Source organism: Pseudomonas sp. E141, assembly GCF_052659885.1.
The window spans coordinates 3,626,843-3,639,986 of sequence record NZ_CP084024.1 but is presented as its reverse complement, the minus strand read 5'-3'; the positions used below and the strand labels follow the sequence as shown (position 1 = coordinate 3,639,986).

At 56.4% G+C, this 13,144-nt stretch carries 9 protein-coding genes and 3 tRNA genes; 10 read left to right on the top strand and 2 right to left on the bottom strand.

The features are described 5' to 3' along the window. The first annotated feature begins 122 nt into the window (after nucleotides 1-122). Together GKKCFE_RS16180 and GKKCFE_RS16175 are read left to right on the top strand one after the other, a co-directional pair. Nucleotides 123-800 (top strand): peptidase C39 family protein, encoded by a 678-nt coding sequence (locus tag GKKCFE_RS16180; protein ID WP_339491132.1) that lies wholly within the window; start codon nucleotides 123-125, stop codon nucleotides 798-800. A gap of 99 nt (nucleotides 801-899) precedes the next feature. After that, complete coding sequence (locus tag GKKCFE_RS16175) at nucleotides 900-1,103, top strand: DUF6021 family protein (RefSeq protein WP_076383965.1); 204 nt, start codon at nucleotides 900-902, stop codon at nucleotides 1,101-1,103. Between the two features lie 45 nt (nucleotides 1,104-1,148). Here GKKCFE_RS16175 and pbpG read toward each other — a convergent pair whose 3' ends face one another. Both pbpG and folD read right to left on the bottom strand, forming a co-directional pair. Further along, a complete protein-coding gene (gene pbpG, locus GKKCFE_RS16170) occupies nucleotides 1,149-2,087 on the bottom strand; it encodes a D-alanyl-D-alanine endopeptidase (RefSeq protein WP_076386598.1) in 939 nt (312 codons plus the stop codon). Between the two features lie 268 nt (nucleotides 2,088-2,355). Further along, nucleotides 2,356-3,210, bottom strand: a complete 855-nt coding sequence (gene folD, locus GKKCFE_RS16165; protein WP_047228500.1) for a bifunctional methylenetetrahydrofolate dehydrogenase/methenyltetrahydrofolate cyclohydrolase FolD — start codon at nucleotides 3,208-3,210, stop codon at nucleotides 2,356-2,358. Between the two features lie 281 nt (nucleotides 3,211-3,491). On the opposite strand from folD, the gene GKKCFE_RS16160 reads away from it, so the two are divergent. From GKKCFE_RS16160 to lon, 8 genes are all read left to right on the top strand, one after another. After that, nucleotides 3,492-3,568 (top strand) — tRNA-Arg (locus GKKCFE_RS16160). Nucleotides 3,569-3,609: 41 nt separating this feature from the next. Then, nucleotides 3,610-3,685: transfer RNA gene (locus GKKCFE_RS16155), tRNA-His, on the top strand. A 57-nt stretch (nucleotides 3,686-3,742) separates the two neighbouring features. After that, nucleotides 3,743-3,827 (top strand) — tRNA-Leu (locus GKKCFE_RS16150). A 1,440-nt stretch (nucleotides 3,828-5,267) separates the two neighbouring features. Continuing rightward, nucleotides 5,268-6,971, top strand: a complete 1,704-nt coding sequence (gene ltrA / locus GKKCFE_RS16145) for a group II intron reverse transcriptase/maturase (protein WP_445576827.1) — start codon at nucleotides 5,268-5,270, stop codon at nucleotides 6,969-6,971. Between the two features lie 129 nt (nucleotides 6,972-7,100). Beyond that, nucleotides 7,101-8,411: a trigger factor gene (tig, locus tag GKKCFE_RS16140; protein ID WP_047228499.1), complete on the top strand. Its 1,311-nt coding sequence runs from the start codon at nucleotides 7,101-7,103 to the stop codon at nucleotides 8,409-8,411. A gap of 93 nt (nucleotides 8,412-8,504) precedes the next feature. Further along, nucleotides 8,505-9,146, top strand: coding sequence for an ATP-dependent Clp endopeptidase proteolytic subunit ClpP (gene clpP, locus GKKCFE_RS16135; protein ID WP_003183177.1), 642 nt, complete (start codon nucleotides 8,505-8,507; stop codon nucleotides 9,144-9,146). A 107-nt stretch (nucleotides 9,147-9,253) separates the two neighbouring features. After that, nucleotides 9,254-10,537 (top strand): ATP-dependent Clp protease ATP-binding subunit ClpX, encoded by a 1,284-nt coding sequence (gene clpX, locus GKKCFE_RS16130; protein ID WP_047228498.1) that lies wholly within the window; start codon nucleotides 9,254-9,256, stop codon nucleotides 10,535-10,537. Nucleotides 10,538-10,698: 161 nt separating this feature from the next. After that, nucleotides 10,699-13,095, top strand: a complete 2,397-nt coding sequence (gene lon / locus GKKCFE_RS16125; RefSeq protein WP_076383967.1) for an endopeptidase La — start codon at nucleotides 10,699-10,701, stop codon at nucleotides 13,093-13,095. The last annotated feature ends 49 nt before the right edge of the window (nucleotides 13,096-13,144 follow it).

Below are 13,144 nucleotides of genomic sequence, written 5' to 3'. Positions count from 1 at the left end.
GACCGCTTCGTTCTATCGCCGCGATGGGACTGCTGTTTAAGGCTATACCCACGTCTGTCTGCACCTTATGATCGACGGCCCTTGCCTGGCCCGATGTCGGGTGCCTTAACAAGAGAGTCCTAATGTTTCCGGTAATTTCCTCTTTTCGATCACTGGTACTGGTGACGGCCTGCCTGGCGGCCCTGGCGGGTTGCGCAGGCAGTGTGTCGCCGCAGATTCAGCGCCTGCCCGAGCGGGTGGAACTCAACAGCGTGCCGTTTTTTCGCGGTGAGATGTACCAGGGTGGCCCCCAGTCGCTGGCCAGCCTCTTGACGCTGCAAGGCACGGTAATCACCCCGGGGCTGCTGGAGAAGCCTCTGCATCTGCCGGAAGGCGAGGCTCATCTGCAGCAGAACCTGCAGACCCTGGCGCGAGAGTATGGGCTGGTGGTGTACCCCCTCGACAGCGAACTGCCGGCACTGTTGGAGCAAGTCGCGGCAGGTTATCCCGTGTTGGTGCGCTATACGGAGGGGTCGGCTTTCTGGTCTGGGCCCAGGTACGGCATTCTCGTCGGTTATGACCGCCAAAAGCAGACGGTCTTGCTGCGATCGGGGATGAACCGGCGGCTGCTGATGAGCTTCAGTGGGTTTGAGTCGGCTCTCAAGGATGCTGGAGGCTGGGCGGTATTGGTCCAGCGACCTACGCAGCTCCCGGCCCAGGTAGACTCTCAGCGCTGGCTGAAAGCTGCGGGCGAACTGGCCGGGGCAGGGCAGGAGCAGGCAGCGGCCCGGGCGACTCAAGCCCTGAGCGGCGCACACTGATCTCACCCCCGTTCGTCACTTGTCGGGCACCACCCGCCATGCCAGAGGCTCCTAACCTCAGGGCCGGAATATCCGGCCCATGCTTGCGAGGAGAAAAGCATGGCACAGTCGAAAACACCTACGGGGCCACATTCTTCCGAACATTCTTCTGGCGATGATTTGGGGTTTGATCCCGACTCGCCGGATCTCGGCGATCCTCAAGTCGATCCGATAGGCCCCGCCAAGGCGCCTCTGGACGAAGAGGATGAGCAGGAGGAGCCCGGTTCCAGAGCGTATGACCCGTTGGGTGATCTAAAACCTTGAATAAAACAAAGCCCCGATGAGTCGGGGCTTTGTTTGCCTGGTTAATTAATTCGACGCTTCGACTACACCGGTTTGGCGGCTCTTGAGGTTCTTGGCTGCCTTGTATTGAAGGGCCGCGGCAGGGACGCTGGCGCTTTTGCCGGTTTCCACCCAGCTACGGATCCGGCTGGCATCGGCGAAGTGGGTGTATTTCCCAAACGCATCCAGCACCACCAGGGCCATCGGTCGATTGCTCATTTTCGTCACCAGTACCAGGCAGTGGCCGGCCTGATTGGTGAAGCCGGTCTTGGTCAGCTGGATGTCCCAGCCAGCCTTATGGACCAAGTGGTCGGTATTGCGAAAGCCCAGGCTATAAACCGGTTTGCGGAAGGTTACGGTCTTTTCCTTGGTGGTACTCAGTTCGCTCAGCAATGGATATTTGCGTGCCGCGATCAGCAGTTTGGTCAGGTCCCGGGCGGTGGATACGTTGTGAATCGACAGGCCTGTGGGCTCGACATAGTGGGTGCTGCTCATGCCCAGCGCCTTTGCCTTGGCGTTCATGGCCGCGATGAACGCTGCGTACCCGCCCGGGTAGTGGTGGGCGAGGCTGGCGGCGGCGCGGTTCTCCGACGACATCAGGGCAATCAGCAACACGTCCCGGCGTGACAGTTCGCTGTTGAGCTTGACCCGGGAAAATACTCCCTTCATCTCCGGTGTATTGGCGATGGTCATGGAGATGTATTCATTCAGATCCTGCTTGGCATCCAGCACGATCAGTCCGGTCATCAATTTGGTCACCGAAGCGATGGGCACCACTACGTCGGGATTGCTGGCATAAACGACTTTATTCGTCTGCAAGTCCAGCAGTATCGCGCTGCCCGAGGCGACTTGCAGTTTTGAGGTGTCTCGCGGGGTGGCGATGGTTTCCTGCGCCTCGACATTCTGCGTGATAAAGGTACCTGTGAAAGCGAAGAACAGGCTGAGGATAGAAAGACGGATTTTCACGCGAGTAGACTCGATAGAGTTGAAGGTGCCGTGCAGCAATGGCTTGTTAAAAAACGCTGCATTTTATGAGTATGGGCGACGACAGCGCCATATGCCTGCACCGCCGGGGCTTGCGATTAAATAAAGTTTAATGAAGGGCGCAAAAACTCCTGTGGGAGCGAGCCTGCTTGCGATAGCTGTGTGTCAGTCAGCATGGATGAAGGCTGAGACAAAGCTATCGCGAGCAGGCTCGCTCCCACAGGGATTGGAACTGCGCTGAAAAGGCGTATCAGCTATGCAGCGTTTCCGCCGCATACAAGGTGTTTTCCAGCAGGCAGGCACGGGTCATCGGACCTACGCCGCCAGGGACTGGAGTGATCCAGCCTGCACGGGGCAGGGCGGTTTCGTAGATCACGTCGCCGACCAGCTTGCCATCGTCCTGGCGGTTGATGCCCACGTCGATGACGATGGCGCCTTCCTTGATCCACTCGCCCTTCACCAAGCCAGGCTTGCCAGCGGCAACGACCACCAGGTCGGCGCGGCCGACGTGTCCAGCCAGGTCCTTGGTAAAGCGATGGGTTACGGTGACGGTGCAGCCGGCCAGCAGCAACTCCATGGCCATCGGACGACCAACGATGTTGGACGCGCCAACCACCACGGCATCGAGACCGTACAGGTCCACGCCGGTGCTTTCCAGCAACGTCATGATGCCTTTGGGGGTGCAGGGGCGCAGCAGCGGGATACGCTGGGCCAGGCGACCGACATTATAAGGATGGAAGCCGTCGACATCTTTGTCCGGGCGGATGCGCTCCAGCAGTTTGGAGGCGTCGAGGTGTTCAGGCAGGGGCAGTTGGAGCAGAACGCCGTCGATGTTCGGGTCGTCGTTCAGGCGATCAATCAGATCAGCCAATGCTTGCTGAGTGGTTTCGGAAGGCAGGTCGTAGGCCTGGGAAAGGAAGCCGACCTCTTCACAGTCTTTACGCTTGTGCGAGACATAAACCTGAGAGGCAGGATCGCTGCCGACCAGGATCACCGCAAGGCCGGGCGTGCGCAGGCCTTGCTGGCGACGTTCGGTGACTCGTTGGGCGATCTGCTGGCGCAGGCTGGCGGCGATCGATTTGCCGTCGATAAGTTGTGCAGTCATTGCGCGTGGTTAACCATCGAGAGGGGAAAAAAAGAGAACGCATTCTCGCATGCCGAGGCGTGAGGGCAAAGGCGCTTGGTCTGCAAATTCCCCTAACCCCTTTAATTAAATGAATTTTTTTTAAAAAAGAGTTGACGACCTATCAGGCCGTCTATAACATTCGTCGCACTTGTCGGGCACAGCCTAGCACTGGTTAAGAAGGTGGAGCAGAGTTGGTTGTTTTAACTCGGTAACACTGAAAGCACTTAGTTTGTAATCGTCCAAGAATACAGATTAAAAAGGCGCCCGTAGCTCAGCTGGATAGAGCATCCGCCTTCTAAGCGGATGGTCGCAGGTTCGAGTCCTGCCGGGTGCGCCAATTAGGCAGCTTTGGCACAAGTAAGGCAACAAGGCAATATGGTGGGCGTAGCTCAGTTGGTAGAGCACGGGATTGTGACTCCCGTTGTCGTGGGTTCGATCCCCATCGTCCACCCCATATTCTAGAAAGGCGCCAGATTAACAGTCTGGCGCCTTTGCTTTAAAAGCTTGATACGCGGATGTGGTGGAATTGGTAGACACACTGGATTTAGGTTCCAGCGCCGCAAGGTGTGAGAGTTCGAGTCTCTCCGTCCGCACCATACAAGTCGCTATTTAAATAGCAGAGAACGGCGCAGTACCTGAAGAGGGCTGCGCCGTTTTTGTATTCATGATTTTTTTGTCGCCGACCCTGGTTCAGGGTTGTGCGGGGTGCCCGGGTCGTCACGATTGTGTTTCCTGATGATGCGCGGCATGCCCGTTGGTCTCCTCGCGAGACCGGATGCCGGGCGCGCGGGTTTGCTGCTCCTATATATAGAAGCATTGACCCAGAGCCTTGCAGTGATCGACTGTATTTGCAATCCGGGTGAGGCATGACCGTATGTCCGCTCCTAAATTCGGCGCCTGTTTCCAGCCCTTTTTCAGTAGGGTGACTTCTTGAGTTTGACCTACTAGAATGCATGCCCTTGGTGCGACACGCGTGGCGTGTCTCCTAAACTTCGAGGTGTAGAGTCATCTTGAAGGGTTTTCGAAAGAGAACCGAGAGCTTGGGTACCCAACCCCAAGAAACAAAACCCTCCCAGAAGTCCAATGCCTTCAAGGACTTGCCGCAGCGGCGGTGGCAAACTCAAGGTCGATTAGCGCTCGGTAGCTCGACCGCAGTACTGGATTTTCCGGTATTGGAGTGCCTACTACACATCAGCCCTATTCAGGGCTAAACCCATGCGGGAGAGAATCCCCGCTGGGGTTCCCTCCTGCTTTTGAAACAGGAGGTAACAATTCTTTGGGCATGCTGCCTCGGCAGTCCCTGCTCACATCAAACCGGAGACATGAGCGAAAGCTCTGTCTGTCATTGTCCATCTACCTTGCTCGCAAGGTGGCAGCGGACTCGTTGTGCGACCAACGATAGCCTAGGAAGACATGCGTCACTGGTAACGGTGAGGTGTGAAGCTCTTCCAACAATGTAGCCCCCGTATGGGTGCGTCTTCGCCGTGAGGCGGAGCGCAGATGCTCGGAGCAGTACCGGGTTGAGGCGCTAGGCTGGCTGGTATGGGTAACACAAGTGAACTGCTAATAAACGTCGTCAGCATTACGGTGCCTAATCTGCTGATAGGCATTAACCAAAAAAGGTGATGCGGCCGGTTGTTCTGGTCAAGGGTCGGAACACGTCGTCACATAAGGTCGCCGGCGAATAGGCAGACTCTAACCCAGTCGTGTGACAGGCAGGGAACGTGGTAAGCCCGTATAGCTGCCTTCGGGCAGGTGAACCGCAAGGTGATCCGTTGGCTGTGCGGGTATGGGATCGCAGAGAAAGCGAAAGCCGGGCTGTAATGGCCCGGATAGGGGCTGGAACATTGCTCCACGGGAAACCGGGCAGACTTCTGCGTGGTCTTTCGTCGCATGAACTCTGAGTGAACCTGTCTCAATAAACCTAGAGATCCAGCTGTAACGGATCTTCTATTAATCCAACCCTGGCGGGAGCGTCCATTCCCGTCAGGGGATGTGTGCGTCTTTCGCTTGGGGCAACTTGAGAGGAAGGCAGCATGTTAGAACATAGCCAATTGGCCGTGTCTGCGCCTTCCGGCGCTCCGCAACAATGGCATGACATCGATTGGTGGCGTGTTCAGCGGAATGTCCGGGCGATGCAGATACGGATTGCGAAGGCTTGTCGGGAAGGCAACTGGCGCAGGGTGAAAGCCCTGCAACGGATGTTAACCCGCTCACGCTCGGCCAGATACTTGGCCGTACGGCGAGTCACTGAAAACCAGGGTAAGCGCACGGCGGGAGTCGACCGCGTGCTCTGGGATACACCCGATGCCAAATGGAAGGCGGCAAATGGGTTGAAGCGCCATGGATATAAGCCGCGGCCTTTACGGCGTGTGTTTATTCCGAAGTCAAATGGAAAGGAGCGTCCTCTGGGCATCCCGACCATGACGGACAGGACTATGCAGGCGCTGTATCTGCTGGCTCTGGCGCCTATTGCAGAAACCACGGGTGATCCAAATAGCTACGGCTTCAGGATCGAACGCTCTACGGCGGATGCGATGGGGCAGCTGTTCGTTTGCCTATCCAAGAAGGTTTCGGCCCAATGGGTTTTGGAGGCGGACATCAAAGGCTGTTTTGACCATATCAATCATGACTGGCTTATCGCCAACGTCCCAACGGACAAAGTGGTTCTCCGGAAATGGTTGAAAGCTGGTGTGATTCATAAAGGCCAGCTACAGGCAACGGATGCCGGTACGCCACAGGGCGGGATTATCTCGCCCACCTTGGCAAATTTGGTGCTGGATGGGCTGGAATCACAACTCAAGCTGTACTGGGGGGTGACAAAGGCCAAGAAGCTGAAAATCAATGTGGTGCGTTATGCGGATGACTTTGTGATAACTGGAACCTCGCGAGAGGTGCTGGAAACGGAAGTCAGACCTTGGGTAGAGCAGTTCCTAGCAGTACGGGGGCTGCAGTTGTCACTCGAGAAGACGCGTGTCGTCCATATAAAGGAAGGCTTTGACTTTCTAGGTTGGAATTTCCGCAAGTACGATGGGAAGCTTCTGATCAAGCCAAGCAAGAAAAACGTGAAAGCGTTCTATAGCAAGGTAAGGGAGGTCATCAGTACCAGCAAAACGGTAAGGCAGGAGGATCTGATCCGACAGCTGAATCCGATACTGCGTGGCTGGGCGTTCTATCACCAGCCTGTGGTAGCCAAGAAAGCGTATAGCCGCATGGATTACATGATCTTTCTGGCTCTATGGCGTTGGGCAAAACGGCGACACCCTAAGAAAACACTCCAGTGGATCGGAGCGAAATACTTTAAACCCATGAAGGGGCGCAAAGGGGTGTTTGCCACCGCGACGATGAATGACAAGGGAGAGATGCGAACGATCGAGCTGTACTCGCTAGCGAGCACTCCGATCGAGCGACACAAGAAGGTGAGTGGGGAGTACAACCCCTTCGACCCTTCTATGGAGGAAATGGGCGAGAAAAGGCGTATGGAACAGATGCTCAAAAGGCTGGCGTACCGTAAGCAAATCTTGAGCCTTTTCCAGAGTCAGAAAGGATTGTGTCCAATGTGTAAGTTACCGATTACGAAGGAGACGGGGTGGCATGATCACCACATTCTGTACCGCACAAAAGGCGGTGGAGACTCCCTAAATAACCGGGTACTATTGCACCCCCTTTGTCACCAGCGGCTACACGCTCGCGGATTGACAGTGAACAAACCGGCTCCCCTTACCGGGGGTTTTGATTAGGCCCGAGCCGTATGCGAAGAAACTCGCACGTACGGTTCTTAGGGGGAGGTGGGCCAGTAATGGCCCATCTCTACCCGACATTCTGGGGTCGGAAACGCCCGGCCAACGTCTGTGCAACGAGGAATATCCATGCAAGTTTCTGTTGAAAATACTTCTGCTCTTGAGCGCCGCATGAGCATCACCGTGCCGGCTGAGCGCATCGAGACTCAGGTCAACAAGCGTCTGCAGCAGACTGCCCAAAAGGCCAAAATCCCAGGTTTCCGCCCAGGCAAAGTGCCAATGAGCGTGATCCGTCAGCGTTATGAAGCTGACGCACGTCAGGAAGCCGTGGGCGATGTGATCCAGTCTTCGTTCTACGAAGCGGTCGTCGAGCAGAAGCTGAACCCGGCCGGTGCTCCGTCCGTCGAGCCTAAAGTGCTGGAAAAGGGCAAGGACCTGGAGTTCATCGCCACGTTCGAAGTGTTCCCTGAGTTCACGGTTGCCGGTTTCGAGTCCATCTCCGTCGAGCGTCTGAGCGCCGATGTTTCGGATGCCGACCTGGACAAGATGCTGGACATCCTGCGCAAGCAGAACACCCGTTTCGAAGTGGCCGATCGTGCTGCCCAGAACGAAGATCAACTGAACATCGATTTCGTCGGCAAGGTCGACGGTGAAGTGTTCGCCGGTGGTTCCGCCAAGGCTACTCAGCTGGTGCTGGGCTCTGGCCGCATGATCCCTGGCTTCGAAGATGGCCTGGTTGGCGCCAAGGCCGGTGAAGAGCGCGTTCTGAACCTGACGTTCCCTGAGGACTATCAGAACCTGGACCTGGCTGGTAAATCCGCCGAGTTCACCGTGACCGTCAACAGCGTTTCCGAGCCGAAACTGCCAGAGCTGAACGAAGAGTTCTTCGCCCAGTTCGGCATCAAGGAAACCGGTCTGGAAGGTTTCCGCGCCGAAGTTCGCAAGAACATGGAGCGTGAGCTGCGTCAGGCCATCAAGTCCAAGGTCAAGAACCAGGTCATGGACGGTCTGCTGGCCTCCAACCCGATCGAAGTGCCAAAGGCTCTGCTGGACAACGAAGTGAACCGTCTGCGTGTACAGGCTGTTCAACAGTTCGGCGGCAACATCAAGCCGGACCAACTGCCCGCTGAGCTGTTCGAAGAGCAAGCCAAGCGCCGCGTTGTGCTGGGCCTGATCGTTGCTGAAGTGGTCAAGCAGTTCGAACTCAAGCCTGACGAAGCCCGCGTTCGCGAGCTGATCCAGGAAATGGCTTCGGCCTATCAGGAGCCTGAGCAAGTCGTGTCCTGGTACTACAAGAACGACCAGCAACTGAACGAAGTCCGTTCGGTTGTGCTGGAAGAACAAGTTGTGGATACTGTTCTGCAGAAAGCTAGCGTGACCGATAAAGCGGTCTCTTACGAAGAAGCGGTCAAGCCGGTGGAAGCTCCACAAGCCGATTGATCGTTCTGCGGTAAGAAATACACACCCATAAGCCAGCCTTCGCGCTGGCTTATGCGTATTCAAGACATAACTATTTGGGAGTGACTGCGAGACATGTCCCGCAATTCTTTTTATCAGCAGAGCTCTGACATCCAAGCCGCAGGCGGCCTGGTCCCGATGGTTATCGAGCAGTCTGCCCGTGGCGAACGTGCCTATGACATCTACTCGCGTCTGCTCAAGGAACGCGTCATCTTCCTGATCGGCCCCGTTGAAGACTACATGGCCAACCTGGTTGCGGCGCAACTGCTGTTCCTTGAAGCGGAAAACCCGGACAAGGATATCCATCTGTACATCAACTCACCTGGTGGCTCGGTGACAGCAGGCATGTCGATCTACGACACCATGCAGTTCATCAAGCCTGACGTTTCCACCATCTGCATCGGCCAGGCCTGCAGCATGGGCGCATTCCTGCTCGCCGGTGGCGCAGCGGGCAAGCGTCACTGCCTGCCTAATTCGCGCATGATGATTCACCAGCCGTTGGGTGGTTTCCAGGGGCAGGCGTCGGATATCGACATCCATGCCAAGGAAATCCTCCACATTCGTTCGCGCCTGAACTCGCTGCTGGCCCATCACACCGGCCAAAGCCTCGAAACCATTGAGCGTGACACCGAGCGTGACAACTTCATGAGCGCTGAGCGTGCGGCCGAATATGGCCTGATCGACTCCGTGATCAACAAGCGTCAAATGCCTGCCTAAGCCGCTCAAAATGCAGGTGGTTGGGATGACCGGCCGCCTGCGGGCTTGAAAAAGCCCGCAATTGCCTTCATCTTGTGTTGCAAGCCTATCGGATTTGGATCGATCGAATGACTGACACCCGCAACGGCGAGGACAACGGCAAACTGCTTTATTGCTCCTTCTGTGGCAAAAGCCAGCATGAAGTACGCAAATTGATTGCCGGCCCCTCGGTCTTCATTTGCGACGAGTGCGTCGACCTGTGCAATGACATCATCCGCGAGGAGGTGCAGGAAGCCCAGGCCGAAAGCAGCGCGCATAAGTTGCCTTCGCCTAAAGAAATCAGCGGCATCCTTGATCAATATGTCATTGGTCAGGAGCGCGCGAAAAAGGTACTGGCCGTAGCGGTGTACAACCACTACAAGCGCCTGAACCAACGTGACAAAAAGAATGACGAGGTCGAACTCGGCAAGAGCAACATCCTGCTGATCGGCCCGACAGGCTCGGGTAAAACCCTGCTTGCCGAAACCCTGGCCCGTTTGCTGAACGTTCCGTTCACCATCGCCGACGCAACCACCCTTACCGAGGCGGGTTATGTGGGTGAGGATGTCGAGAACATCATTCAGAAACTGCTGCAGAAGTGCGATTACGATGTGGAAAAGGCCCAGATGGGTATCGTCTACATCGACGAAATCGACAAGATTTCCCGCAAGTCCGACAACCCGTCCATCACCCGGGATGTTTCCGGCGAGGGCGTGCAGCAGGCCTTGCTCAAGCTGATCGAAGGTACCGTGGCTTCCGTTCCACCTCAGGGTGGTCGCAAGCATCCGCAGCAGGAGTTCCTGCAGGTCGACACGCGTAACATTCTGTTCATCTGCGGTGGCGCGTTCTCCGGCCTGGAAAAGGTTATTCAAAACCGTTCCACCCGTGGCGGCATTGGTTTCAACGCAGAAGTGCGCAGTAAGGAAGAGGGTAAGAAGGTCGGTGAATCCCTGCGTGAAGTCGAACCTGATGATTTGGTCAAGTTCGGTCTGATCCCGGAATTCGTGGGTCGCTTGCCGGTCCTGGCGACGCTGGACGAGTTGGATGAAGCTGCACTGATGCAGATTCTGACGGAGCCGAAGAATGCCCTGACCAAGCAATATGCCAAGCTGTTCGAAATGGAAGGTGTAGACCTGGAGTTCCGTTCCGACGCGCTGAAATCGGTTGCCAAACGAGCCCTGGAGCGTAAAACCGGTGCCCGTGGGTTGCGCTCGATTCTGGAAGGCGTATTGCTCGACACGATGTATGAGATCCCCTCGCAGTCTGAGGTGAGTAAAGTCGTGATCGATGAAAGCGTTATAGAAGGTAAGTCCAAGCCTTTGTATATCTACGAAAACAAAGAGCCGGCTGCCAAGGCCGCGCCGGACGCTTAAGCGTCCCGGTGCCGGAATAAAGAAGGGGCCTTCGGGCCCCTTTGCTTTTTGCGCGTTTTAGACGTGTCTTTGCGCTTGTTTTTTTTCAAGGCTGCCCCCATCTTGGTTTCAAGCTTACTTCCATCTGTTTCCGGCCTTGTGGCCGCCGTAGAGGCGAAATCATGAAGACAACCATCGAATTGCCTCTCCTGCCATTGCGTGATGTCGTGGTGTATCCGCACATGGTTATCCCGCTGTTCGTGGGGCGCGAGAAGTCTATCGAAGCCCTCGAGGCTGCGATGACGGGTGACAAGCAGATTCTTCTGTTGGCGCAGAGAAATCCTGCTGACGATGATCCCGGCGAAGACGCACTTTATCGCGTAGGCACAATTGCAACAGTTCTGCAGCTGCTCAAGTTGCCCGACGGCACCGTCAAGGTCCTAGTCGAAGGTGAGCAGCGTGGCACGGTCGAGCGTTTCAGCGAAGTGGACGGCCATTGCCGGGCCGAAGTGTCGCTGATCGACGAAGTGGACGCGCCCGAGCGTGAGTCTGAGGTGTTTGTCCGCAGTCTTCTGTCGCAGTTCGAACAATACGTGCAGTTGGGCAAGAAGGTGCCTGCTGAGGTCCTGTCGTCGCTTAACAGCATCGACGAACCTGGACGGCTGGTCGATACGATGGCGGCCCACATGGCCCTCAAGATCGAGCAGAAGCAGGAAATTCTCGAAATCATCGATTTGTCTGCCCGTGTCGAACACGTGCTGGCATTGCTGGATGGCGAAATCGACCTGCTGCAGGTCGAGAAGCGCATTCGTGGTCGCGTCAAGAAGCAGATGGAGCGTAGCCAGCGCGAGTACTACCTGAATGAGCAGATGAAGGCCATTCAGAAGGAACTTGGCGATGGTGACGAAGGGCACAACGAAATCGAAGAGCTGAAAAAGCGCATCGATGCCGCCGGCCTGCCCAAGGATGCACTTGCCAAGGCCCAGGCCGAGCTGAACAAGCTCAAGCAAATGTCGCCTATGTCTGCCGAAGCCACTGTAGTGCGCTCCTATATCGACTGGCTGGTTCAGGTGCCTTGGAAGGCGCAAAGCAAGGTCCGTCTGGACCTGGCCCGCGCCGAAGATATTCTCGATGCCGACCATTACGGTCTGGAAGAGGTCAAGGAACGTATCCTCGAATACCTCGCCGTGCAAAAACGCGTGAAGAAAATTCGCGGGCCGGTACTGTGCCTGGTGGGGCCTCCCGGGGTTGGTAAAACATCGCTGGCAGAGTCGATTGCCCACGCGACCAATCGTAAATTCGTGCGCATGGCCCTCGGTGGCGTGCGCGATGAAGCGGAAATTCGGGGGCATCGCCGCACTTATATCGGGTCGATGCCAGGAAGATTGATTCAAAAGATGACTAAGGTTGGCGTGCGCAATCCGCTGTTTCTTTTGGATGAAATCGACAAGATGGGCAGCGATATGCGCGGCGATCCCGCTTCTGCGCTGCTCGAAGTGCTCGATCCGGAGCAGAATCACAATTTCAACGATCACTATCTGGAGGTCGATTACGACCTGTCGGACGTGATGTTCCTCTGCACCTCCAACTCCATGAACATTCCGCCAGCACTGCTGGACCGGATGGAGGTGATCCGTCTGCCGGGCTACACCGAAGACGAGAAGATCAACATCGCCGTCAAATACCTTTCGCCCAAGCAGATCCAGGCCAACGGCCTGAAAAAAGGCGAGCTGGAATTTGACGAGGAAGCGATTCGCGACATTATCCGCTACTACACTCGCGAGGCGGGTGTGCGTGGTCTGGAGCGGCAAATTGCCAAGGTCTGCCGCAAGGCGGTCAAAGAGCATGCGCTGGAAAAACGCTTCGCGGTCAAGGTTACTTCGGACCTGCTGGAGCACTTCCTGGGTGTTCGCAAGTTCCGCTACGGCCTCGCCGAGCAGCAGGATCAGATTGGTCAGGTGACTGGCCTTGCGTGGACTCAGGTCGGTGGCGAGCTGCTGACTATCGAAGCGGCCGTGGTACCGGGCAAGGGTCAACTGATCAAGACCGGTTCGCTGGGCGATGTGATGGTCGAGTCGATCACCGCAGCGCTGACGGTCGTGCGCAGCCGCGCCCGGAGCCTGGGCATCCCCCTGGACTTCCACGAGAAGCGCGACACCCATATCCACATGCCTGAAGGGGCTACGCCCAAGGACGGCCCGAGCGCCGGCGTAGGCATGTGCACGGCCCTGGTATCCGCGCTGACCGGCATTCCGGTGCGCGCCGACGTCGCCATGACGGGTGAAATCACTCTGCGTGGCCAGGTATTGGCCATCGGCGGTCTGAAGGAAAAACTACTGGCGGCTCATCGTGGCGGGATCAAGATCGTGATCATTCCCGAGGAGAATGTCCGCGATTTGAAGGAGATTCCTGACAACATTAAGCAGGATCTTCAGATCAAACCGGTTAAATGGATTGACGAGGTCCTGCAAATTGCGCTGCAATACGCGCCGGAGCCCTTGCCGGATGTGGCTCCGGAGATAGTCGCGAAGGAAGACAAGCGAGAGTCTGACTCTAAGGAAAGAATTAGCACGCATTAATACGCATTTGCCTGGGGGGCTTCCTTGACAGTTTTTTAGAGCCCTTGTT